Raw genomic sequence first — 22598 nt, forward strand, 5'->3', positions numbered from 1 at the left:
CTCATCGCACACCCCCGCTCTGCGCTGCATCCGCACCGGGCAAACGCTTGCGCTTGAAGAGGCTGGACAGCCCGTCGGGCAGGAACATCAACGCCAAGATCATGGCTACGCCATACAGCGCACGCTGGAACTGATCGAACCCCAGGTACGTGAGCAACTGCGGCGCGCCGATGACGAACACTGCACCCAGCACCGAGCCCAGGATGGAGCCCAGCCCGCCCACGATGACCATCGAGACGAAGCTGATCGACACCATGATGCTGAAAAGCGATGGGTCGATAAAGCGCACCAGTGGTGCATACAACGCACCCGACAAGCCGGTGTAGAAGGCACACACGCCAAACGCCACCAGCTTGAGCGCCGTGGTGTTCAGGCCCAGAGCGCGAGCGGCCGTCTCACTGCCCTTGATGGCCAGAAAGCCCCGCCCGAATCGGCTGCGTGCCAGGTTGCGTGCAACCCACAGCGCACCCGCCAGCACGAGGGCGGTGAACACGTGGTACGCGCGCTCGTCCAACGCCCAGCCAAACAGGGTGGGTCCAGGTGCGCCCATGCCGTTCTCGCCGCCCGACATGTCACCGCTGGACTTGGCAATCTCTACCGAGATCATCACAAACCCCAGCGTGGCAATCGCCAGGAACACCTCCTCCAGACGCAGCACGGGCAAGGCCAGCAGCAGCCCCACCACGGTGGCGATGCTGGCGGCAATGAACATAGACAGCACCAGCGGTACGCCAAAGTGCGTGGTCAGGATGGCCGATCCATAGGCACCGATGCCGAAGAACACGGCACCCGCCATGGAGATCAGGTTGGTGTAGCCCGTGAGGATGTTGGTGCCGAACGACGCCAACGTGTAGATGATGACGAGCGTGAAGATGTACAGCACGTAGCCACCGGGCACCAGTGGCGCCAGCACAAAGGCAAGCACGAACAGCACCGGGCCGAGCCAGGGATATGCATCAAAGACTTTGGTCATGGCGGCTCCTTAGACCTTCTTGATCTGGGCGCGGGCCAGCAAACCGTGGGGACGCAGGATCAGGATGACCAGCATCACGATGAAGGGCACGGCGTCCTTCCAGGCCGAGGACACATAGGCGCCAGTGAGGTTTGACGACACGCCGATGATCACGCCACCCAAGAGCGCGCCTGGCATGCTGCCAATGCCACCCAGCACGGCAGCAGCAAACGCGAAGTGAAGTGCGTGCTGCATCATCGAAAAGTGCACGAAAGTCAGCGGCGCAATCAGCAAGCCCGCCGTGGCTGCGATCACGTGCGACAGCGCCCAAGCCAACGCATAGATGCGCTTGATCGGAATGCCCATGAGGCGCGCAGCCGTTGGGTTCTCCATCGTCGCCTGCATGGCGATACCCAGCCGCGTAAAGCGGAAGAAAGCAAACAGCAGGGCGGCCAGCGTGGCGCACACGGCCACGATGCCCAGGTCGGTGCCCGAAACGATCACGCCCCCGATGTCGATGGGCGCGGCCGGGAAGATGCTGGGCAGCTCCTGCGTATCCTTGCCCCACACCCAGATGGCCAGGTCACCAAACACCAGGAACAGGCCCAGCGTGCAAATGGCCGACGACAGCAGCGCCTTGCCAATGAAGCGGCGGATGATGAACCGCTCGATCGCCATGCCCAGCGCTGCGCCAAAGAGCAACGTGAGCGGCACCACCGCCCACAGCGGCAGACCCAGCTTGAACAGGGTGTAGGCCACAAAGGCCGAGAGCATGGCCGCCTCACCATGCGCGAAGTTGAGGATGCCCGTCGCCTTGAACACCATCACGATGCCCAGGGCGATGAGCCCGTAGATGGCGCCCAGGGCGACGCCGCTCACGATCATTTGCAACATACTGAGCCCTTGCGCGTCACGCTGCGGCTGCAGCAGCACGCTCGCGTGCCAGCCGGGCCTTGAGATAAGGCGTGAACCCACCCGCCTCGATGGTGGCGCGTTCGGTGGACGACCAGGGCTCGAATGGCAGCGCCTGCCCGGTGCGCTGGTTAACCACCACGCCGCGCTCCCAATCCACCTGCAGGGTGTCCCACCGCTGCGTCGCCGCGCGGATGCCCGGGCAGGTGATCAGCGGGAACCCCATGCTGATCTCGCCCCGGAAGAAACCGGGAGAGAACGACTCGGCAATCACGCCTGCCACGCCCAGGTGGCGCATGGCGCGCATGGCCGGGTAATGCGGGTGGCCATAGCCAAAGTTCTGCCCGCCTACCAGCAGATCGCCTTTGTTGACGGACTGGGCAAAGTCGGGGTCGTAGCTGGTCATGGTGACCGCTGCCAGCTCGTTGATGTCGGTGATCTTGATGTTCTTGATGCCAACGATCAGGTCGATGTCGTAGTCGTCTTCGGTGAAGACCCAGGCCGCGCGGCCATGCAAGGTGGGCATAGTCATACTGCGCTCCCTTCGGTGCTGGAGAGGTAAGGCCGGGGGTCGGTGATGCAGCCCTCCAGGGCCGATGCAGCCACCACGGCGGCGTTGCAGATGAAGATTTCAGAATCGGCACTGCCCATGCGGCCGGGCGTGTTGAGCGTGCCGGTAGAGACAGCGCGCTGGCCATCCGTCATGGTGGCGATGCGGCCATAGCAGTAGTCGCAGCTGGACGAGCTGATGAACGCACCAGCGTCCACCAAAGTGGAGATCAGGCCTTCGCTGGCGGCCTGCGACATGATGGCCTGCGAGGTGGGCACCACATGCAGCTGGAAGCCCGGCTTGATCTTGCGGCCCTTGAGCACCTGCGCTGCAACGCGCAGATCCTCCAGCCGGCCGCTAGCGCAACTACCCAGATAGCCCATGTGCACTTCCAGGCCTGCGTACTCGGTCAGGTCCCTCGTGTTGGCGGGGCTGGGCGGCGCCACCACGATGGGGGCCAGATCGCTCACATCCACGGTCACGACACGGTCGTAGTGCGCGTCGGCATCAGGGTAAACCGGGTCCAGGGCGATCTTGGAGCGGCCCTTGGCATGTTCGAGCGTCTTGGCATCGGGCGCGATCAGCATCGTCGTCGCGCCCAGGAACATGGCCTGGCCGCAGATCGTCTGGCGGCCTTCGATGCTCATGGCGTCAATCACAGGGCCGCACAGCTCCACCACCTTGAAGCGGCAGGAAGAAGGCCCCATCACCCGCACCAGGTGGTGGAAGATATCCCGCGCCATCACGCCGGGCAGCACCGTGCCGGTGACTTCGATCTTGACGGTGCCGGGCACCACGAGCGCCATGCGCTCGGAGACAAAGGTCTCCAGCACGCTCTTGCGGGCGCCCATCGCCAGGGTGCCAAACGCGCCCAGCTGGCTCACATGCCCGTCAAAGTGCACAGCAAACGCCCCTGGCGTGGCGTAGCCCAGCTCGGCGGACACCTGGTGGCCAATGCCTTCGCGCTCATGCACAGGCACGCCCTGCTCCTTGCCCCAGGCGCGGGTGATCTTGTGGAGTTCTTCCTCCTTGGGGGCAGCCGCGGGGACCATGTGGTCGATGAACAGCACAAAGCGCTCAGGACTCGGCACCTTGTCTACACCGAACTCCTCCTTGGCCTCTTTGAAAAACACATCGGTGTAGCCCGGAAAGTCGTAGGCAATCACGAAATCCGGCCGCGCCAGGATCTCGTCGCCCGCCCGGACCGCAGGCACTCCTGCAACCCGGGCGAGGATCTTTTCAGTCATCGTGTAAGACATGCGGCTTTACCCAGTTATCCACTATGTGGAAGTTAAACAAATCGTTTGATGACTTATTAAAAAATCAAATGGTTCAGCAATTGCCTGGGTAAACCCTATATTGCCCACTATGTGGATACAAACTACAAAGACATCATGAATAAAAAAGCCATAGCAGTCCCCTTAGAGACAAAAGAACCGCCACATAGTGGAAACTCTAAAACGGGTACCCAAAGCATTGAACGGGTAGTACAGATGCTCCGCATCGTGGCGTCGCGCGGAAGAGGCGGGATGCGTATCGGCGAAATAGCCGCCACGAGCGGGCTGCCGCAATCGACCTGCTTTCGCATGCTTCATCGCTTGGAGGCAGAAGGTTTGTTGAACCGGGACATGCACACGCGCAAGTACTACCTGGGGCCGCTGCTGTATGAGCTGGGCTTGCTCGCACGCCCCCGCTACCGGCTGTCGGAACTGTGTGACGGCGCGCTGCAGAAGCTGGCCGAAGTGACGCAGGACACCATCTACCTGAGCGAACGCAGCGGATTGGAGGCGGTGTGCACCCACCGCGCGCTGGGCGACTATCCGATCAAGTCGCTGGCGCTGGACGTGGGCATTCGCCGCCCTCTGGGCGTGGGAGCGGGCGGTTTGGCCATCCTGTGCGCACTTCCACCGGATGAGGCCGAATCCATCATCGATGCCAACGCTCCCAAGTACGAGAAGTACGGGTTCGTCACAGCCCCCTACCTGCGCGAAGCGATCAAGGTGGGCCGCGACAAGGGGTACGCGTTTCTGGACAGCGTGGTCACCCCTGGCACGGCCGCCATTGGCATTGCGTTTCCGCCGGACAATCCCATCGCCGCCATCAGCGTGGCCGCCATTTCAGGAAGACTCGAATCGCACCGGCGTGATGAGGTGGCCCGGCTGATGCGCCCTCAGATCCGATCCATCTGCGAAGCCATGACCAACCAGGCGGTGCTGGCTGATCGCTGACCGCCCAGCAACTACAACACCCGAAATGCAATCACCGCCACCAGCGTAGGCGGCAAGGCCCCCAGCAGCAGCCCCAGCGGATTGATGACGCCGTCCGAGAATTTCTCCTTCAGGATGGACGCACCGGCCGGGTTGGGGGCATTGGCAATCACCGTCAGGCCGCCCCCCGTGACGGCGCCCGCCACCAGGGCCACCTTGAACTCGTCACTCAGGCCTTCGACCAGCGAGCCCAGGTAGGTCAGCGCAGCGTTGTCGGTGAACGCGGTGAGCGCTGCGGCGCCAAAAAATACGGCGTTGGCGTCCATCTTCATGAGCACCGGCTGCAGCCACCATTGCTGCAAGCCGCCCAGCACCACTAGGCCAGCCAGGAAGAACGCCACCAGCAGCGCTTCGCGCAAGATCAGCGGGCTTTGGTAGCGCTGGTACGCCGTGGTGAACCCCATGAAGAACAGGAACAGGCCCAGGAACACGGCGGGATGGTGGGCAAACACCACCACCAGCACCAGGAAGGCAAGGTGCACGCCCGTCACGGTCCACGGCATGGGGGACTCGGAGGCGGGCATCTTACGGCCCATGTGGCCCAACTGGTTGCGGAAGATCAGCATCGCGATGGCCGCATTGACGAGCACGGCCACCGCCGCCTTCCAGCCGAAGTTGGATAGCATGAACCAGATGTCCCAGTTCCACTTGGCAGCCACCATCAGCACGGGCGGCGCCGCAAAGGAAGTGAGCGTTCCACCAATCGATATGTTCACGAACAGCACGCCGATGGTCGAATACTTGAGTCGGCTGGAGATGGGGTGGGAGAACAGCGTGTCCCGCAGCATCAACGCGGCCAGCGTCATCGCCGCAGGTTCGGTGATGAACGACCCGAGCAGCGGCACGAACGCCAGCACCACAAAATACATGGCCATGCCGCGCTGTACCGGCAACAAAGCGGCAAGCGCCCGGACAAGAGCCCCAGACAGCTCCAGGATAGGCCGCGTGGCGGCGATCACCATGATCGCGAACACGAACAGTGGCTCGGTGAAATTGCGCGAATCCAAGTAGGCGGTGGCCTCCTGCTTGCCGCTGATGGAGAACATGAACAGCATGAGCACCATCGCCCAGAAGCCGAACACGACTTCTACCTCGCCCAGCAGATGCCAGATGCCCGCGTGCCGGGGCTGCGTGTGCGCAAGGTGCTCGAAATACTTGGTGGAGAAGGTGTGAAGAATGGCCAGACCGAAAAGGACGGCGCCAACCACCTGGATCAGGGTTGGGGAGGAGTTCATGGGTCGCAGAAAAACCGCGCGGCGGCCCGACCAGCGCATGAACCTGCCGGGCCACCATGGCGCCGACACCCAGCTAATATTTTAACTGGCGATACCGGGTTGCTTTGTAGGCGTAGGGCTTGAGGCACCCGCGCAAAGACGGCTGGCTGGTACACACAACCATGCATGGCACTCGGGAGTCTCACTTTCCAGACAATGCAGACACCTATCTGGAGGCTTTCATGTCGACGCATATCCACACGCCCACACCACCTTTGCCTTCGCCCTCCTCCGCCCCTATCCCGCCGGCAGTGGCCTGGCTGGGATACGGCGGCCTGCTGCCGTTCCTGGCGCTGGCGGCGGTGGGCCTGTGGGCGCCCAGCACACCGTGGTGGAGCGCAGCGCTGCTGGCCTACGGCGCGGTGATTCTGAGTTTTGTGGGCGCTCTGCACTGGGGCTTTGCCATGGCACAAAGCGGGCTGAGCGCCCCAGAGCGCACGCACTGCTTTGTATGGAGCGTGGTGCCATCGCTGATGGCCTGGCCTGCCACGCTATTGCCTGCCGCCGCAGGAGCCGTGCTGCTGATCGCAGGCTTTGCAGCGCACCTGGTGCAAGACCATCGGCTGGCTGCGCGTACCTCGCTTCCTGCGTGGTACTTGCCGCTGCGATGGCGCCTGACGGTCACGGCTTGCGTGTGTCTGGCTGTTGGCGCGTGGGCCGCCAGTCGTTGACGATTCAGTCGCCCAGCAAAAAGCCCGCCGAAGCGGGCTTTTTTTTGCGCTCAGCAAGACTGCTGATCAACGGAAGCGCGACTGGGGCACTGTGTGCAGGTCGCCGTCCAGGCTGCTCACGTAGTTGGCCAAAGCCTTCAGCTCGGCGTTGGTGAACTGCTTGGCCACACCGCCCATGATGGCGTTGCCACGGCCCACATTGGCGTTCTTCTCGACCTTGTAGGACTTGAGAGCGACAAACAGGTAGTCGGCGTGCTGGCCAGCGATCTTGGGGTAAGACGGGTCGATGGGCTTGGCGAAGTTGTCGCCGTGGCACGAAACGCAAGCGCCCTTCTTCAGCAGCTCGGCCACTTGCACGCTGGGTTCGCGCGATGGCTTGGCAGGCAGCTCGGCGCCAGTCTTGCCGTGTTGTTCGTAGTAGGCAGACACATCGGCGATGTCTTTTTCAGACAGCGACTCAGCGATGCCGCGCATGGTGGGGTGCTTGCGCTCACCCTTTTGGTAGGCGACCAGCGCTGCCGAAATGTACTTGGCGCTTTGGCCCGAGATCATGGGCACCTTGTGCACCTCGGGGAAGCTGGCTTGGTAGCCGACGATGCCGTGGCACCCAATGCACATGGCAATCTTTTGCTTGCCGGCTTCCACGTCGCCCTTGGCTTCCTGGGCGTGGGACAAGGCGGTCACGGAAGCGACAGCCAGGGCAAATAGCGTGGTCAACGTTTTGTTCATTTTGCGCGCACAATCTCGTGGAAGTTCAGCTCTGGGCTCTGATCAGCCGTTGATTATAGCCAGCGCCCTGTCAAGCCCATTCATCAACGATCCGGTGTTTTCCCCCATGAAATTCCAAGGCTCCCAGAACTACGTCGCCACCCAAGACCTGATGCTTGCCGTGAATGCAGCCATCACGCTGCAACGGCCGCTGCTGATCAAGGGCGAGCCCGGCACGGGCAAGACGATGCTGGCCGAGGAAGTGGCGCAGGCGCTGGACATGCCCCTGCTGCAGTGGCACATCAAGTCCACCACCAAGGCCCAGCAGGGCCTGTATGAATATGACGCGGTGAGTCGCTTGCGGGACAGCCAGCTCAACGATGGCGACAGCGCCGAGCGCGTGAAGAACATCCGCAACTACATCATCCAGGGCGTGCTGTGGCAGGCCTTCACGGCCGACCGCCCCGTAGCGCTGCTGATCGACGAGATCGACAAGGCCGACATCGAATTCCCGAACGACCTGCTGCGCGAAATCGACCGCATGGAGTTCTACTGCTACGAAACGCGCGAACTCATCAAGGCCAAGCACCGCCCGCTGGTGTTCATCACCTCGAACAACGAAAAAGAATTGCCCGACGCGTTTCTGCGCCGCTGCTTCTTCCACTTCATCAAATTCCCCGAAGCCGACACCATGCGGCAGATCATCAACGTGCACTTCCCCACGCTAAAGAGCGAACTGCTCACCGTGGCGATGAAGACGTTCTATGACGTGCGCAACCTGCCCGGCCTCAAAAAGAAGCCTTCGACCAGCGAGCTGATCGACTGGCTCAAGCTGCTGGTGGCCGAAGACATTCCGCTCACCGCCCTGCAAAGCGCCGACAACAAGGTGGCCGTGCCCCCGCTGGTGGGCGCGCTGCTCAAGAACGAACAGGACGTGAGCCTGTTTGAAAAGCTGGTGTTCATGAACCAGAGGAACCGCTGAGTGAGCCACAGCAACGGCCACGACAACACCCGCCAGCTGCTGGTCAACGGCGTTGCGGATGCCGTGGGCTTTGTGGGGGGTGCGCTGCTGGGCTTCTGGCTCGGCCAGCTGCTGGGGCTCGACATTTTCGCGCCTGGCTACGGCACCGGCAGCCTGGTGGGCATTGCCCTGGTGGGCCTCGGCGGCGGCCTGGGCCTGCATGGGGCCCGGCGCTGGCAGAACAGCCGCCGCAGCCAGCCGTCCAAAGACTGATGATCAAAGGGTAGAGACCCATGGCTTTTGTAGAACCTGTCACGCTGCGGGATCGCGGCGTCCGCCTGGAGCCGCTGGCGCTGGCCCACGAAGACGGCTTGCGGGCCGCTGCTGCCGATGGCGAGCTGTGGAAGCTGCGCATCACCTCGGTACCTGAGCCGCAGGACACCCGCGCGTACATCGAAGCCGCGCTCAAGATGCGCGAAGACGGCAACCGCTTTGCCTTTGCCGTGGTGGAAGATGCCACCGACAAAGTGCTCGGTTCCACCAGCTACCACGACATCGTGCCCGCCGTGAAGCGCGTGGAAATCGGCTGGACCTGGTACCGCCACAGCGTGCAGCGCACCCACGTCAACACCACCGCCAAGCTGCTGATGATGGGCCACGCGTTCGATACGCTGGGCTGCCATGTGGTGGGCTGGCGCACCGACAACTACAACTTTGCGTCGCAACGCGCCATCGAGCGCCTGGGCGCCAAGAAGGACGGCGTGCTGCGCGGCCACGCGCTGCGCCGTGACGGCACCATCCGCGATACGGTGATGTACAGCATGCGTGCTGGCGAATGGCCCGAGGCCAGGGCACAGTTGCTATATCTTTTAGAGCGTCACGCGCAATAAACACTGGCGCTAGAGGCCCAAATCATGCTCATCGACTTCTTCTACACCCTGCGCTCGGCCAAGCTGCCCGTGTCGGTCAAGGAATACCTCACCCTGCTCGAAGCGCTGCAGGCCGGTGTGGTGGGCCCCAAGTCAGATGACGCGTGGAGCCTGGACGATTTCTACAACCTCTCGCGCCTCACGCTGGTCAAGGACGAGAAGCACTACGACAAGTTCGACCGGGCCTTCGGCGCCTACTTCAAGGGCGTCGAAATGGTGGCCGACTTCACCAAGCAGATCCCGGCCGACTGGCTGCGCAAGATCCTGGAGAACGAACTCACGCCCGAGCAAAAGGCCGCCATCGAGAAGATGGGCTGGGACGAACTCATGGAGACGCTGAAGAAGCGCCTCGAAGAACAGAAAGAGCGCCACGAAGGCGGCAACAAGTGGATCGGCACTGGCGGCACCAGCCCGTTTGGCCACGGCGGCTACAACCCGCAGGGCGTGCGCATTGGCGGCGCGGGCAAAAACAAGAGCGCGGTGAAGGTGTGGGAGCAGCGCGCCTACAAGGACTACGACGATCAGCAGGAGCTGGGCACGCGCAACATCAAGGTGGCGCTGCGCCGCCTGCGCAAGTTTGCTCGCGAAGGGCATGAGCTGGAGCTGGACCTGCCCGACACCATCCGCAGCACGGCCGCCAATGCGGGCTACCTGGACATCAAGATGGTCCCCGAGCGGCACAACAACGTGAAGGTGCTGCTGCTGATGGACGTGGGCGGCACCATGGACGAACACGTTCAGCGCGTCGAGGAGCTGTTCAGCGCGGTCAAGAGCGAGTTCAAGCACCTGGAGTTCTATTACTTCCACAACTGCGTCTATGACTTCATGTGGAAGAACAACCGCCGCCGCTTTGCCGAGAAGTTCCCGACCTGGGACATCATCCGCAAGTACAACAAGGACTACAAGCTGATCTTTGTGGGCGACGCGACCATGAGCCCCTACGAAATCCTGCAGCCCGGCGGCAGCGTGGAATACAACAACGAGGAGCCGGGCGCGGAGTGGATCCAGCGCCTCACGCACGCCTTCCCCAAGTTTGCGTGGATCAACCCCGAACCCCAAGGCGTATGGCAATACCGCCAGAGCATCAGCATCATCCAGCAGCTGGTGGGCAACCGCATGTACCCGCTGTCGCTCAAGGGGCTGGAAGAGACAATGCGACTGCTGTCCAAATAGGCCCTGCAGCAGGGACGGATGCCTTGTGAGCATCTGTCCGACAGGGGGCGCTCCCGTTTCAGGGCATAGTCGGGGATGCATCGGGCGGACTGGCAGGCTTGCCATCCCCCATATGATCCCCTGACACATCCTCTCGCACCGTGCCCTTCCGCGTTTTGCGCCCCGCCACTGTTAGTACCCCAACGCCGGCCCTGTGGTCGGCGTTGCTGCTTTCCGGCGCGCTGTGCCTGAGCGGCTGCAGCCTGCTGCCGCGTGCCGATGAGCCCACGACCGGCGACACCCGCAGCGACCTGATCAGCCCCGAAGCCAGCAGTGGTGCCCCATCGTTTGACGTGGTGGTGCGCGCCCCCGACGCGGTGCGCGAGACACTGGAGCGCCACCTGGAGCTGCAGCGCTTTCGCCAGCTGCCCGACCTGCAGGCCAACGAGCTGCAGCGCCTCCTGGGCGCCACCGACGCCAACGCGCGCGAACTGCTGGGCACCCTGGGCTACTTTGCGCCCACCATCACCGTGGAGCTGACCGAGGCGCAAGAGACTGCGGGCACCCGCAAGGGCGCACCCCGCACCGTCACGGTCACCGTGGAGCCCGGCCCCCAAACTCGCATTGCGCGTGCCGACATCACGGTGGCAGGCACCGACGAGGCCGACAAAGACACCCTGGCGCGACGGCAGCAACGCCTACAGCGCAACTGGTCCCTCGCCCCCGGGCAGCCCTTCACCCAGTCGGCCTGGGACAGTGCCAAGACCGACGGGCTGCGCCAGCTGCAGGCCCGGCGCTATCCCACGGCCCACATCGCCAACAGCCGGGCCGAGATCGATGCCGACCGGCACCAAGCCCAGCTGGGCGTGAGCTACGACCCCGGCCCCGCCTACCGCTTCGGCCCCTTGCGCGTGCAGGGCAGCCAGCGCTACGACAGCGACGGTGCGCGGCGCCTTGCCCGCCTGCCCACGGGCGCCGTGTATGACGAGGCAGAGATGCTGGACGCCCAGCTGCGCCTGGCCAGCAGCGGCTACTACGACGCCGTGTTCCTCACGCTCGACACCGAAGGCACCGACCCGCAGGCCGCCCCCGTGGTGGCCCAGGTGCGCGAGGCCCCGATGCAAAAGCTGGTCTTTGGTCCGGGCTTCTCGACCGACAGCGGCGCACGCCTGTCCCTGGAACACATCCACAACCAGATGCCCGTGCTGGGCTGGCGCGCGGTGACCAAACTCGCGCTCGACCGCGAAACCAAGCTCGCCAACACCGAATGGACGGACCTGCCCAATGACAACGGCTGGCGCTGGTTTGCGGGCGGCCAGTTGCTGCGCGAGGCCACGGGCGACTACGACGTGAACAGCGGTCGCTTGCGCGCGGGTCGCAGCAAAAGCACCAAATCCATCGACCGCAACTACTTCCTGCAGTACGACTACGCCAACAGCCAGGGCCTGACCGACAACACGCGGTCGCCCTCCGACACCAGCACCGCCCTGAGCATCAACTACGGGTTGACCGGCCGCTACTTCAACAGCATGACCGCCCCCACGCGGGGCCATGGCGTGGCGGTGGAGCTGGGCCTGGGCACCACGCTGCGACCCGAGCGCGACCCGTTTGTGCGCACCCTGGTGCGGTGGCAGTCCTTCATCCCCGCAGGGCGCGTGCAGGACGACGCAGGCATCGGCCGCAATGCCCGTGTGGCCCTGCGGGCCGAGGCAGGCGCAGTGCTGGCGCGCGAGGGCGCGCAGATCCCCGTCACGCAGCTGTTTGTGACGGGCGGCGACACCACGGTGCGCGGCTACGGCTACCGCAGCATCGGCGCGCGCACCGACAACGGCCAGCTGTACGGGGGCCGCTACCTGGCCGTGGGCAGCGTGGAGTGGCAACGCCCCATCGTTTACAAGGGAGCGATGACCGACTGGGAAAGCACGCTGTTTGTGGATGCCGGTGCCGTCGCCGACAAGGTGGGCGACCTGAGCCCGCGCGTGGGAGTGGGCGCCGGTGTGCGCTGGCGCAGCCCCGTGGGCCCGCTGCAGGCCGACCTGGCCTATGGCCTCAAGACCAAAGAGGTGCGGCTGCACCTGCGGCTGGGGTTCAGCTTCTGATGGCGATGAGCGACGCCCCCCACACTCCCAAGCCGCGCGCCCGTGCGTCGGACTTCAGCGCCGGGTCCTCGTCGACACCCCGCCCTCAGCCCCCCCGCACGCCGCGCTGGCTGCGGGCGCTGGGCTGGCTGCTGGCAACGCTGCTGGCCTTGCTGCTAGCGGCCAGCGCGCTGCTGTGGTGGTGGGCGGGCAGCGGCACCTCACTGGCCACCACGCTGGCCCGTGCAGCGCAATACTTGCCCGCCAACCAGCAGCTGGAGAGCCGCGATGTCAGCGGCTCGCTGCGCAGCGGCGGGCGCATTGGCTGGCTGCGCTGGAGCAGCCCCACCCTGGCGGTGGAAGTGACCGACATCCGCCTGGGCTGGCAGCTGGCCCCCTTGCTGCAGCGCCGCCTGGAGCTGGGCGAGGTGCATGCCGCCCGCGTGGCGATCACCCCCCAGCCCAAAACCACTGACACGCCCGAGCCCCCCCCCACGCCCCCTACCAGCCTGGTGCTGCCGCTGCAGCTGGGCGTGCCGTTCCGGGTCGACCAGCTTGTGTGGGCCGGGTCACCCGCCGTGGAAGCCCAGGGCCTGGTGGGCGACTACCGGTTTGATGGCCGCCAGCACCGCCTGAACATCGGCGCGGTGGAGCTGGCCCAGGGCCAGTACAGCGCCCGCGCCACGCTGGACGCACAAGCCCCCATGGCGCTGGACGCCACCGTGGACGGCACTGTGCGCACCGCCGTGCCCGGGGGCGGCGCTGCGCTGCAGGTGGGCGCCCACGCCACGCTGCAGGGCACGCTGGCCACCGCCGCCGCCCAGCTGCAACTGCAGGCACGCCTGAAGCCCGAGCCGACCAGCGAAGCCGCCACACCACCCGCAGCCGCGCCCGCCAGCAAACCGGGCGCATCAAAACCTCCTACCCCACGCACAACCCCTACACCCGCTGCCGACCCCATGCAGGCTGATCTGGCCGCCACGCTGGCACCCTGGACGCAGCAACCCCTGCAGTCCGCCAACGCCACGTTACGCGCCGTCAACTTGGCGGCCCTGTGGCCGCAGGCACCGGTCACGCAGCTGCACGGCACGCTGCAAGCCGGGCCCACATCCGGCGGCGCAGGCACGTCAGGCACAGCAGGCTGGAGCCTGCAGGCCGCGCTGCGCAACGACCTGCCTGGCCCCTGGGACACCACCCGCCTGCCCCTGACCGCGCTGGACGCCAGCGCAAGCTACGACGGCACCCGCTGGACCGTGCCCAGCGCCACCCTGCAGGCGGGCAAGGGCAGCATCACCGCGCAGGGCCACTACACCCCTGCCACCCACGCGCTGGAGGGCCAGGCGACCCTGCGCGCGCTGCGCCCCGACGCCCTGCACACGCTGCTGGCTGCAGCCCCGCTCTCCGGCCGCGTCACCGCGCAAACGCAAGGAGAGGCCGTGCGCTTCAGTGCCGATGTGCGGGCAGACACCGGCACGGCCGCGCGAACGGCAACCGCAAAGCCCCCGGGTGCAGCGGGCGCACCGCTGCGCATCAATACCTTCAGCACACAAGGCACCTGGCAGGCCACCGACGGCGGCACGGTGCGGCTGGACCGCCTGCTGCTGGACGCATTGCAGGCCCGCGTGGAAGCCACCGGGCTGCAGGTCGCACTGGGCACGCAGTCTGCACAGGGCAAGGTCACCCTGGCAGTGCCCGGCGCCACCGCACAGGCACAAGGCACGCTGGCCCCGCGCAGCGGCGCGGGCGACCTGCAGGTGCAGTGGGCCGACGCCGCGCTCACGCAGCGCTGGCTGGCGGGCCTGCCGGTGGTGGGCACCGCCGTGCAGCGCGTTCTGCAAGGGGCCAGCGGCCAGGGCACGGCACAGATCACCGCGCGCTGGAAGGGCGGCTGGCAGACACTGACGGAGCAACTTCAGACTGCCACCGCCCACAGCGCAGCCGCCCGCAACCCCGACCGCTTTGATCTGCAAGCCACGCTGAACACCCCCCAGCTGGACCTGACACTCCCCGCCACCAGCAACGCCAGCGGCGGCACCTCTGCCGGGCAAGCCCTGCAACTGCGGGCCTTCAAGGCCGAACTGGGTGGCAACCTGGCACAGGCCTCTCTGGCGCTGACCGGCGAGGTCCGCACACCAGCGCCCCAGGCCGCGCAGGCGGCGGTACAGACCCGCCTTGCCAGCACAATGGTAGGCGCGGGGCAATGGCAGCTGCAAGTCAGTGAACTGCGCCTGCAAGCCCAGGCCGCGCAGCGCCCCGAGCCGTGGACGCTGCAACTGGCAGAGCCCCTGGGCCTGACCGTGCGCACCGGCACACCTACCTCCAGCGCCCCCCAGTCACGGGCCAGCGGGCGTACGGCACCATCACCCACCACCACCTCCCTCAGCCTGCAGGCATCGGCCGGTCAGGCCCGCATCACCGGCCCCTTACCGGGCACCGTCACCCTGCGCTGGTCGCCCGTGCAATGGTCAGCAGCGACGGCACCCAACGCCCTCTCGCGGTTGCAAACGCAGGGCACGCTGCAGGGCCTGCCCATGGCCTGGGTGGATGCGCTGGGCCTGGGCGAGACCCCTGCCGCCGCAGGCCGGCCCGCGCAGCCGCTGCTTGCGCGCATGGGCCTGGCCAGCAGCATCGTGCTCGATGGGCAATGGAGTGTGGACACCACGGGCGACGCCCTGCGCGCAAGCGCCAGCCTGCGCCGTGCCAGTGGCGACCTGCGCATCCTGGCGGGCGATACCACGGCCGTCACGGCGGTGCAAAGCAGCGGCCAGGGCACCGGTGCAGGCGCCACCACCGTGCTGGCCACTGCAGCCACACCGCCTGCAGGTGCATCAGGTGCAGCAAGCGCATCGAGCGCCCCAGGCACGCTCGCCGGTGTGCGCCAGGCAGAAATCACGGTCACCGCCGAAGGCGACACGCTGCGCGCGCGCCTGCTCTGGGCCAGCGACCGCGCGGGCGAGATCGACGCCACCGCCAGCACACGCCTGTCCGCTGCCAACACCGATGCCCCGATCACCTGGCCTGCCGACGCACCACTGGCCGGCACCTTGCGCGCCCGCCTGCCCGACGTGGGCGTGTGGTCTGCGCTGGCGCCGCCCGGCTGGCGTGTGCGCGGCACGCTGGATGCCAGCGCCACCTTGTCGGGCACGCGCGATGCGCCGCGCTGGGCGGGCACCCTGGGCGCCGACGACATGGCAGTGCGCTCGGTGGTGGACGGCGTGGACCTGCAAGGCGGCCGCCTGCGCGCCACGCTGCAGGGCAATCAGCTCAACATCACCGAGTTCCGCTTGCAAGGCGGGCGGGGCAGCAGCGCGCGCATCGCAGGCTTCAGCGGCAACCGCACGGCCGCAGCACAAGACGGCGGCACGCTGACCGCCACCGGCCGCGTGGCCTGGGGCGACAGCGCCACGGCAGCCACCGGCCTGTCGGGCATCACCATGTCCCTGCAGGCCGAGGCCAAGGCCCTGCAGGTGCTGGTGCGGGCCGACCGGCAGGTCAGCGTGTCGGGCCAGTTGCAGGCCCAGTTGCAGCAGGGCCAGATCAGCCTGCGCGGCAAGCTCATCACCGACCGCGCCACCATCATCCTGCCCGATGAATCAGCACCGCGCCTGGGCTCGGACGTGGTCGTGCGCTCCGCCGCCAAGGACCGCGAAGACCAGGCCAAGGCCCAGGCCGCCGCCAAGGCCAACCAGGTGGCCGCGCAGGCAGAGACCGCCAAGCCGCCCGACATCGCCATCACCCTCAACCTGGGGCGCGACTTTGCGCTGCAGGGGCAAGGCATCACCACCCGGCTGACGGGCGAGGTGGACATCCGCAGCAGCGCCGTGCCCGGCGCCCCGCCCCGCGTGACTGGCGAGGTGCGCACCGATCAGGGCCGCTACCGCGCCTGGGGCCAGATGCTGGACGTGGAGACGGGCCTTATCCGCTTCAACGGCCCGTACAACAACCCCTCGCTCGACATCCTGGCGCTGCGCCCCAACATCAGCGTGCGCGCCGGGGTGCAGGTCACGGGCAGCGCGCAGGCGCCGCGCGTCACGCTGTACTCCGACCCGGAACTGCCCGATGCCGAAAAACTGTCGTGGGTGGTGCTGGGCCGCAATGCCTCGGCCGGAGGCGCCGAAGCGGCCGTGCTGCAACAAGCCGCGCTGGCCCTGCTGGGCCGCAACGGCGGCCAAAGCCCCACGGCCAACGCCGCCAGTCGCCTGGGACTGGACGAAATCGGTTTTCGCGGCGCCACCACGGGCGAAGACGCCAGCGCCGCCGCCCTCACCTTCGGCAAGCGCCTGTCCAAAGACCTGTACGTGACCTATGAGCGCAGCCTGTCGGGCACGCTGGGCACGCTGTACATCTTCTACGACCTCTCCCGCCGCCTCACCCTGCGCGGGCAAACTGGCGAGAAAAGCGCGGTGGACATCATCTACACCGTGAAGTACGACTGAGGCGCAACCGGCCAGGGAGGCAGCCGCGCGCCACTACAATGCGCGGCGGCCTTGCCTCCTCGTAGTTCAATGGATAGAACGAGTGCCTCCTAAGCGCTAGATACAGGTTCGATTCCTGTCGAGGGGACCAGCTTCATAGCCAAAATGGCTGCAAGCGATAGTGCAATATGCGCTAGCAGCTATCAAATCTGAAGCATCCGCACGCAATACGCGCCCTGCCCCAATCGGCGCATGGCCGTCCTAGCTGCCTTACTTCGAGTCCGTCTTGCCTGCTCGCCCTCGCGCAGACTGCGCAAGGTGATCGCCTTCCACAGCATCGGGCAAAGGCTCGTCCGAGCTGACCATGGTGCCCGCAGCGGCACCTCCCAGCGCACCGGCAATGCCGCCCAAGGTGCTACCGACCACAACACCCACCGGGCCCGCGACGGCCACGCCCACGGCGGCACCGGCTGCGGCGCCGGCCATCATGCCGCCGCCCATCAAGGCGGAGTGGGCTTCGCGCTCTGCGTCTTCGGGCTCCAGCGCGGTCTGGGCGCCGGTTCGGGGGTCTTGCGAAGGGATGCCGTAGCCGGGGCGTGCTTGCTCGGCCAGGTCTTCGTCCACGGGTGCGGTGGCCGCAGTGGAAGGGGTGGTAGAGGGAATCATGATGGGCTCCTTGGACAGGGAACGACGGCGCCAAGGGGGTGCCGTCACAGTCCGTTTTTTAGCCCTGCAACCCAACCGATCAAGCCAGCCGGCAGACCGCACGCCTGTCAGGCAATGCGCCGTGCCATGGCACCACCCGCTTGGCAGCACCGCGCCGCCAGCACGCACCTTCAGGCCACTTGCGGCGCCGCGCGGTCGGCAGCAGCGGGCCGCGCAGCCGTCATGGCACTGCCCATCGACGCGGCCATGATGCAGCCAATGGCCAGCCACTGCACCCCGCTCAGGTGCTCGCCCAGCAGCGCCATGGCCACCAGCGCAGCCACGGCGGGCTCCATGCTGATCATGATGCCGAAGGCCTCCTTGGGCAGGCGTTTCAAAGCCATCATCTCCAGCGAGATAGGGATGGCGCTGGACACCGCCGCCACCGCCACGCCAATGAGCAGCACGGCGGGCGACAGCAGCGCCGCGCCCGCATGCACCACGCCCACGGGCACCACCACCAACGCGGCCACCAGCAGGCCCAGCGATACCGAATGCCCCGCGTGCAGGTGCCCGGCGCGCTTGCCGAACACGATGTACAGCCCCCAGAACACGGCCGCGCCCAGGGCGTAGAAGACGCCCACCGGGTCCAGGGTGCTGCCGTTGAGCCCCAGCGGCAGCAGCATGCCCAGGCCGGCGATGGCCAGCGCCACCCACACAAAATCCACCGCGCGACGCGACGACCAGATCGCCACGGCCAGCGGCCCGGCGAACTCGATGGCCACCGCCAGGCCAAACGGCAGGGTGCGCAGCGACATGTAGAACATGAGGTTCATGCCGCCCAGCGCCGCGCCGTAGAGCATGACCGCCCGCGCGTCGGCGCGTGACAGGTGCCAGCGCCAGGGCCGCCACAGCAGCAGCACCAGCAGCGCCGAAAAACCCACGCGCACGGCGGTGGTGCCCTGCGCCCCGACCACCGGAAACAGCCAGTGCTTGGCCCACGAGGTGCCAATGCCCAACGCGGTGACGGAACCCAGCACGGCCAGGAAGGGGAAGAACCGGTGCAGAAGAGAACGGAGGGGTGAAGCGCTCATGGGCTGAAAATATAGTGCGACCCCAGCGTGCTTTTGGCTCGAATTTCGGGGCTCGCGCGCAACTTTCGCTCACCCAGACAGCCTGTTCCAAGGAGCCCTCATGGCCACCCCAGCAGCACTTGACCGCTTTGACCTCGCCATCCTCGACATCCTGCAGGCCGACAACACCACGCCCCAGCGTGCGATTGCGCAGGCCGTCAACCTGTCGGCGCCTGCGGTGCAGCGGCGCATTCAGCGGCTCAAGGACAGCGGCGTGATCCGCGCCAATGTGGCCGTGCTGGACCCGGTGAAGGTGGGCAAGCCGCTGACCATCGTGCTGGAGGTGCACCTGGACAACGAGCGCCCCGACCGCACCGCCCCGCTGCGCGCGCGCATTGCGGCCGAAGACGCGGTGCAGCAGTGCTACAGCGTGACGGGCGAGGCGGACTACCTGCTGGTGGTGAACGTGGCGTCGATGGCGGACTACGAGGCGCTGACGCGGCGGCTGTTTGAGGGGGACGACAACATCAAGCGGTTTCGGACCTCGGTGGCGCTGGCCAGCCTCAAGACCGGGCTGCGCGTGCCGCTGGACAGCGCAGCACCCGCTGCCTGATCACCGGTCACAACCCCAGTCCCGAATCCCAAATCCCAACTCACAGACCCAGCATCTGGCGCATCTGCCTGCCCGTGAGGCGCTGGCGCGGGCCACCCAGCAGCTCGCACATGCGCGCATTGAGCGGTGCCGCCATGCCCTGTTGCGCCGCCAGCCGCACCACGGCGCCGCACAGCGCGTCGATCTCCGTCACGCGCCCGGCCTCCAGGTCGTCCCACATCGACGAGCGCGCCGTGGCGTCGATCTGCAGCATGCGCTTTGCCAGTCGTGTGAACAGCCAGTTGGGCAGGCGCAGCACATGGGGCAGCAGCGTGGGCGACACGGCGGTGACCTGGGCGGGGGTGATGCCCGCGCGCGCCATCACGCGCAGCGCCTCGGTCTGCAGCGCAGCAAAAACACGGCGGCAATCGCGGTCCAGCAGCTCTTGCCGCAGGGGCAGGTTGGACAGCGCATTGACCGGGTTGTTGAGGTTGAGCAGCAGCTTGCCCCACTGCACGGCGCGGATGTCGGCAGGCAACACGGTGGCAAGGCCAGCGACGTTGAACAAGGGCGCAATGCGCTCGGTGATCGCGTCGCGCTGCAGCTGCAAATGGCCTGCGGTGGCGCGGTGTACGTGCGCGCCGCGCAGCACCACGTTGTAGGGCACCATGCCCGCCAGCACGTTCAGGCCGGGCGCCAAGGCGGCGATGCGGGCCACGTTGTCCACGCCGTTTTGCAGCGAGATCACCGGGGTGCCGGGCGCACAGGCCGCCGCCAGCTCGCGCGCGGCAGACTCGGTGGCGCCGCTTTTGACGCACAGCAGGATGACGCTGTCGGCACCGGGCGCGGCGTCGGCCAGCGTGGCGGCCAGTTGCAACGCGGACGTGGGCACGGTGCGGTCAAAGCCGTCCAGGTCGGTGACCTTGAGGCCATGCTGCGCGATGGGCTCCAGCGCATGCGGGCGGCCCACCAGGCACACGGGCTGGCCGTGCGCGGCCAGGCGCCCACCCACATAACAACCAATGGCGCCTGCGCCCAAAACGATGAAGTTCATGCCGATGCGTGTGTACGGTGGTGGAAGTGGACGCAGGCGGACCAGGAACCGGCACAGCCTGCGCGCTACCCCCGCATTGTGCGGGGCAGGCCCCTTGCGGCGTGGCGCGCACGTGACGAGGCGCTCTGAAGCACTCTGCGGGTGCTTTTGAGGGCTTTTGAGCCGATAGCACTAGTGCAATATGCCTGAACAGCTATGCAATTAATAGCAAACAGGGCATCACACAGCTCAGGGCTTGGCAGCCGCAAACCGCACGGTCACCCGCAAGCCGCCCAGGCGCGCCGAGCTGTCCAGCGCCACGGTGGCGCCATGGCTTTGGGCGATGGCCTGCACGATGGCCAGACCCAGACCGCTGCCGGGCGCACCGTCGGCGGTGACGCGCACAAACCGCTGCATGGCCCGCTCGCGGTGCTCAGGGGCGATGCCGGGGCCGCTGTCTTCCACGGTGAGCACGGCGTGGTCGCCGTCGCGGCGCACCTGCAGGTCCACCTGGCCGCCGGGCGGGCTGTATTTGATGGCGTTGTCCAGCAGGTTGCGGGCCAGCATGCGCAGGGCCTCGGCATTGCCTGTGACGGTGGCGGCGTCCGATTCAAGCAGGCCCACATCCATGCCGCGCGCCTGGGCGGCGGGGGCCACGTCGGCCAGCGCCAGGTGCGCCGTGGCGCGCAGGTCCACCGGATCGTTGACAGCCGTGCTGACCTCCTGCCGGGCCAGGGTCAGCAGCTGCTCGACCAGACGCGTGGCGCGCTCGATGCCGGCCGACAGACGTTCAACGGCGGCCGCCCGCGCGGCATCGTCGCCCGCACGCTGCAGGCCCTGCAGTTGCAGGCGCAGTGCGGCCAAGGGGGAGCGTAGCTCGTGCGCAGCGTCGGCCACAAAGTGTTGTTGGGCCTCGAACGCGTGCTGCACACGCTCGAACAGCAGGTTGAGTTCGCTCACCAGCGGCTGCACCTCATCGGGCAGCTGCGCGTCGCTCACGGGCGAGAGGTCGTCGGCCTGGCGCTGTGCCAACTGACGGCGCACGCGCTCCACCGGGGCCAGTGACCGGCTCACGCCCCACCACACGGCCAGCACCAGCAGCGGCGCCATGATGGCCAGCGGCGCCAGCGTGCGCAGTGCCAGGCTGCGGGCCATGTCACGCCGCGCGGCCATGTTCTGCGCCACCTGGATGACCTGCGAGCGGGTCTGCATCGAGAACACCCGGTAGGTGCCGCCGCGCGCCTGCACGTTGGTGAAGCCCAGCACGGCAATCTGTGGCAGGGCGGCGCCTACAGCGGATTCAAAAATGCGCAGGCCTTCGTTGGTCCACACCTGCACGATGAATTCGTGGTTTTCGTCCTCGGGGTCCAGCCCCGGGCCCAGGCCTTGGGCATCCACCGGCAGGCCCGAGCGCAGGGCCAGCGCGGTTTGCTGCATGTGGTAGTCAAACAGCGCATCCGCTTCTTCCAGCGCGCCCCGGTAGGCCAGCGCGCCCTGCACCGCCCCGGCCAGCACGATGGCGGCGAGCAAGAACATCAGCAGCCGCATGCGCAGCGAGCGCGGGAGCAGGCCCTGCAGGCGGTGAAACAACTTGGCCATCTACATCTTCGGCACGAGGTAGCCCACCCCGCGCACATTCAGCACCAGCTCGGGCCCCAGCTTCTTGCGCAGGCCGTGGATGTAGACCTCCACCGCGTTGCTGCTCACCTCGTCGCCCCAGCCGTAGAGCTTGTCCTCCAGCTGCTGGCGCGACAGCACCATGCCGGGCCGCGCAATGAGCGGCTCCAGCACCGCCCATTCGCGCCCCGACAGCACCACGGGTGTGCCACGCACCGTCACCTCGCGCGTGGCGGGGTTGATGCACACGCCCTGGTGTTCGTACACCGGCTCGGCCCGGCCCGCAGCGCGGCGCAACAGGGCGCGGATGCGGGCCAGCAGCTCGTCCAGGTCATAGGGCTTGAGCACGTAGTCATCGGCCCCGGCATCCAGCCCCTCGATGCGCTGCGCCACGGCATCGCGGGCTGTGGCCACCAGCACGGGGGTGCGGTTCTTGCGGGCACGCAGCGCACGCAGCACGGCCAGGCCGTCGCGCTTGGGCAGGCCCAGGTCCAGCATGACCAGGTCATAGGCCTGCGTGCAAAGGGCGGTGTCGGCGGCATCGCCATCGCGCACCCAGTCCACCGCGTACTGCTCGGCACGCAGCAGGTCTTGCACGGCTTCGCCGATCATGGAATCGTCTTCAACAAGCAGCAGGCGCATGGCAAAGGGGTAGAAAGGCCGGTCGGTCAGGAGTGCAGGAAAAGGGCTGGCTGCCAAGGATAGCGGCGGCGCGAGCGCAGACGCAGTCTTGGGCTGCTAGAACGACTTAAATTTGACACATCACTGT

The 22598-nt window shown here is 66.7% G+C and carries 20 protein-coding genes, 1 tRNA gene and 1 pseudogene; 11 read left to right on the forward strand and 11 right to left on the reverse strand.

Features of this window, described 5'->3' with window-relative positions; genetic code table 11:
- Window position 1: 1 nt before the first annotated feature.
- Genes DNK89_RS11285 through DNK89_RS11300 form a run of 4 tightly spaced genes read right to left on the reverse strand, consistent with a single transcriptional unit; the run spans window position 2 to window position 3673 of the window.
- Window positions 2–973 (reverse strand): branched-chain amino acid ABC transporter permease, encoded by a 972-nt coding sequence (locus tag DNK89_RS11285; RefSeq protein WP_110960162.1) that lies wholly within the window; start codon window positions 971–973, stop codon window positions 2–4.
- 9 nt (window positions 974–982) lie between these two features.
- Window positions 983–1837, reverse strand: coding sequence for a branched-chain amino acid ABC transporter permease (locus DNK89_RS11290; RefSeq protein ID WP_238990802.1), 855 nt, complete (start codon window positions 1835–1837; stop codon window positions 983–985).
- A 25-nt stretch (window positions 1838–1862) separates the two neighbouring features.
- The gene (locus DNK89_RS11295) at window positions 1863–2396 is read right to left on the reverse strand and encodes a 3-isopropylmalate dehydratase (protein WP_110960163.1); all 534 of its coding nucleotides are present in this window, start codon (window positions 2394–2396) and stop codon (window positions 1863–1865) included.
- Entirely contained in the window at window positions 2393–3673 is a 1281-nt protein-coding gene (locus tag DNK89_RS11300; protein ID WP_110960164.1) for an aconitase family protein, read from the reverse strand. Before DNK89_RS11300 ends, DNK89_RS11295 begins: the two co-directional genes overlap by 4 nt.
- A gap of 135 nt (window positions 3674–3808) precedes the next feature.
- On the opposite strand from DNK89_RS11300, the pseudogene DNK89_RS24910 reads away from it, so the two are divergent.
- Together DNK89_RS24910 and DNK89_RS11305 are read left to right on the forward strand one after the other, a co-directional pair.
- A pseudogene (locus tag DNK89_RS24910) lies at window positions 3809–4030 on the forward strand (helix-turn-helix domain-containing protein); the annotation flags it as partial.
- 12 nt (window positions 4031–4042) lie between these two features.
- Window positions 4043–4642, forward strand: coding sequence for an IclR family transcriptional regulator (locus tag DNK89_RS11305; protein WP_238544127.1), 600 nt, complete (start codon window positions 4043–4045; stop codon window positions 4640–4642).
- Between the two features lie 11 nt (window positions 4643–4653).
- On the opposite strand, the gene DNK89_RS11310 is transcribed toward DNK89_RS11305, so the two are convergent.
- Window positions 4654–5916 carry a putative Na+/H+ antiporter gene (locus DNK89_RS11310; RefSeq protein WP_238990782.1) on the reverse strand — a complete coding sequence of 421 codons (1263 nt, stop codon included), beginning with the start codon at window positions 5914–5916 and terminating at the stop codon, window positions 4654–4656.
- 221 nt (window positions 5917–6137) lie between these two features.
- On the opposite strand from DNK89_RS11310, the gene DNK89_RS11315 reads away from it, so the two are divergent.
- Window positions 6138–6626 (forward strand): DUF3429 domain-containing protein, encoded by a 489-nt coding sequence (locus DNK89_RS11315; RefSeq protein WP_110960388.1) that lies wholly within the window; start codon window positions 6138–6140, stop codon window positions 6624–6626.
- Between the two features lie 66 nt (window positions 6627–6692).
- On the opposite strand, the gene DNK89_RS11320 is transcribed toward DNK89_RS11315, so the two are convergent.
- Window positions 6693–7355, reverse strand: a complete 663-nt coding sequence (locus DNK89_RS11320) for a cytochrome c (protein WP_110960166.1) — start codon at window positions 7353–7355, stop codon at window positions 6693–6695.
- A 106-nt stretch (window positions 7356–7461) separates the two neighbouring features.
- Between DNK89_RS11320 and DNK89_RS11325 the strand changes: the two genes are divergently transcribed.
- The 7 genes from DNK89_RS11325 (at window position 7462) to DNK89_RS11355 (ending at window position 17020) form a co-directional block, all read left to right on the forward strand.
- Complete coding sequence (locus DNK89_RS11325; protein ID WP_015015541.1) at window positions 7462–8316, forward strand: MoxR family ATPase; 855 nt, start codon at window positions 7462–7464, stop codon at window positions 8314–8316.
- A complete protein-coding gene (locus tag DNK89_RS11330; RefSeq protein WP_110960167.1) occupies window positions 8317–8568 on the forward strand; it encodes a hypothetical protein in 252 nt (83 codons plus the stop codon).
- Between the two features lie 20 nt (window positions 8569–8588).
- Window positions 8589–9185, forward strand: a complete 597-nt coding sequence (locus DNK89_RS11335) for a GNAT family N-acetyltransferase (protein WP_110960168.1) — start codon at window positions 8589–8591, stop codon at window positions 9183–9185.
- Window positions 9186–9209: 24 nt separating this feature from the next.
- On the forward strand, window positions 9210–10397 hold the full coding sequence (locus DNK89_RS11340) for a VWA domain-containing protein (protein ID WP_015015544.1): 1188 nt from the start codon (window positions 9210–9212) through the stop codon (window positions 10395–10397).
- A gap of 140 nt (window positions 10398–10537) precedes the next feature.
- Window positions 10538–12475, forward strand: coding sequence for an autotransporter assembly complex family protein (locus tag DNK89_RS11345; protein ID WP_238990783.1), 1938 nt, complete (start codon window positions 10538–10540; stop codon window positions 12473–12475).
- Complete coding sequence (locus DNK89_RS11350) at window positions 12475–16890, forward strand: translocation/assembly module TamB domain-containing protein (RefSeq protein WP_110960170.1); 4416 nt, start codon at window positions 12475–12477, stop codon at window positions 16888–16890. Before DNK89_RS11345 ends, DNK89_RS11350 begins: the two co-directional genes overlap by 1 nt.
- Window positions 16891–16945: 55 nt before the next feature.
- Window positions 16946–17020: transfer RNA gene (locus tag DNK89_RS11355), tRNA-Arg, on the forward strand.
- A gap of 119 nt (window positions 17021–17139) precedes the next feature.
- On the opposite strand, the gene DNK89_RS11360 is transcribed toward DNK89_RS11355, so the two are convergent.
- Window positions 17140–17535 (reverse strand): hypothetical protein, encoded by a 396-nt coding sequence (locus DNK89_RS11360; RefSeq protein ID WP_110960171.1) that lies wholly within the window; start codon window positions 17533–17535, stop codon window positions 17140–17142.
- A 170-nt stretch (window positions 17536–17705) separates the two neighbouring features.
- On the reverse strand, window positions 17706–18608 hold the full coding sequence (locus DNK89_RS11365) for an EamA family transporter (protein WP_110960172.1): 903 nt from the start codon (window positions 18606–18608) through the stop codon (window positions 17706–17708).
- 100 nt (window positions 18609–18708) lie between these two features.
- On the opposite strand from DNK89_RS11365, the gene DNK89_RS11370 reads away from it, so the two are divergent.
- Window positions 18709–19200: an Lrp/AsnC family transcriptional regulator gene (locus DNK89_RS11370; RefSeq protein WP_099729357.1), complete on the forward strand. Its 492-nt coding sequence runs from the start codon at window positions 18709–18711 to the stop codon at window positions 19198–19200.
- A 40-nt stretch (window positions 19201–19240) separates the two neighbouring features.
- Here the strand turns inward: DNK89_RS11370 and DNK89_RS11375 are convergent, their stop codons facing one another.
- The 3 genes from DNK89_RS11375 to DNK89_RS11385 form a co-directional block, all read right to left on the reverse strand.
- Window positions 19241–20233 carry a 2-dehydropantoate 2-reductase gene (locus DNK89_RS11375; protein WP_110960173.1) on the reverse strand — a complete coding sequence of 331 codons (993 nt, stop codon included), beginning with the start codon at window positions 20231–20233 and terminating at the stop codon, window positions 19241–19243.
- A gap of 228 nt (window positions 20234–20461) precedes the next feature.
- On the reverse strand, window positions 20462–21811 hold the full coding sequence (locus DNK89_RS11380) for an ATP-binding protein (protein WP_110960174.1): 1350 nt from the start codon (window positions 21809–21811) through the stop codon (window positions 20462–20464).
- Complete coding sequence (locus tag DNK89_RS11385; protein ID WP_110960389.1) at window positions 21812–22471, reverse strand: response regulator transcription factor; 660 nt, start codon at window positions 22469–22471, stop codon at window positions 21812–21814.
- Window positions 22472–22598 lie beyond the last annotated feature (127 nt).

Source organism: Acidovorax sp. ST3 (assembly GCF_003231145.1).
In the GTDB taxonomy this organism is placed as follows: Bacteria; Pseudomonadota; Gammaproteobacteria; order Burkholderiales; family Burkholderiaceae_C; genus Acidovorax.

Excerpts from the sequence above, each read along its gene's own strand:
- DNK89_RS11285 (WP_110960162.1), bottom strand. The coding sequence starts at position 973 with ATGACCAAAGTCTTTGATGCATATCCCTGGCTCGGCCCGGTGCTGTTC.
- DNK89_RS11290 (WP_238990802.1), bottom strand. The coding sequence starts at position 1,837 with ATGATCGTGAGCGGCGTCGCCCTGGGCGCCATCTACGGGCTCATCGCC.
- DNK89_RS11295 (WP_110960163.1), bottom strand. The coding sequence starts at position 2,396 with ATGACTATGCCCACCTTGCATGGCCGCGCGGCCTGGGTCTTCACCGAA.
- DNK89_RS11300 (WP_110960164.1), bottom strand. The coding sequence starts at position 3,673 with ATGTCTTACACGATGACTGAAAAGATCCTCGCCCGGGTTGCAGGAGTG.
- DNK89_RS11305 (WP_238544127.1), top strand. The coding sequence starts at position 4,043 with ATGCACACGCGCAAGTACTACCTGGGGCCGCTGCTGTATGAGCTGGGC.
- DNK89_RS11310 (WP_238990782.1), bottom strand. The coding sequence starts at position 5,916 with ATGAACTCCTCCCCAACCCTGATCCAGGTGGTTGGCGCCGTCCTTTTC.
- DNK89_RS11315 (WP_110960388.1), top strand. The coding sequence starts at position 6,138 with ATGTCGACGCATATCCACACGCCCACACCACCTTTGCCTTCGCCCTCC.
- DNK89_RS11320 (WP_110960166.1), bottom strand. The coding sequence starts at position 7,355 with ATGAACAAAACGTTGACCACGCTATTTGCCCTGGCTGTCGCTTCCGTG.
- DNK89_RS11325 (WP_015015541.1), top strand. The coding sequence starts at position 7,462 with ATGAAATTCCAAGGCTCCCAGAACTACGTCGCCACCCAAGACCTGATG.
- DNK89_RS11335 (WP_110960168.1), top strand. The coding sequence starts at position 8,589 with ATGGCTTTTGTAGAACCTGTCACGCTGCGGGATCGCGGCGTCCGCCTG.
- DNK89_RS11340 (WP_015015544.1), top strand. The coding sequence starts at position 9,210 with ATGCTCATCGACTTCTTCTACACCCTGCGCTCGGCCAAGCTGCCCGTG.
- DNK89_RS11350 (WP_110960170.1), top strand. The coding sequence starts at position 12,475 with ATGGCGATGAGCGACGCCCCCCACACTCCCAAGCCGCGCGCCCGTGCG.
- DNK89_RS11360 (WP_110960171.1), bottom strand. The coding sequence starts at position 17,535 with ATGATTCCCTCTACCACCCCTTCCACTGCGGCCACCGCACCCGTGGAC.
- DNK89_RS11365 (WP_110960172.1), bottom strand. The coding sequence starts at position 18,608 with ATGAGCGCTTCACCCCTCCGTTCTCTTCTGCACCGGTTCTTCCCCTTC.
- DNK89_RS11370 (WP_099729357.1), top strand. The coding sequence starts at position 18,709 with ATGGCCACCCCAGCAGCACTTGACCGCTTTGACCTCGCCATCCTCGAC.
- DNK89_RS11375 (WP_110960173.1), bottom strand. The coding sequence starts at position 20,233 with ATGAACTTCATCGTTTTGGGCGCAGGCGCCATTGGTTGTTATGTGGGT.
- DNK89_RS11380 (WP_110960174.1), bottom strand. The coding sequence starts at position 21,811 with ATGGCCAAGTTGTTTCACCGCCTGCAGGGCCTGCTCCCGCGCTCGCTG.
- DNK89_RS11385 (WP_110960389.1), bottom strand. The coding sequence starts at position 22,471 with ATGCGCCTGCTGCTTGTTGAAGACGATTCCATGATCGGCGAAGCCGTG.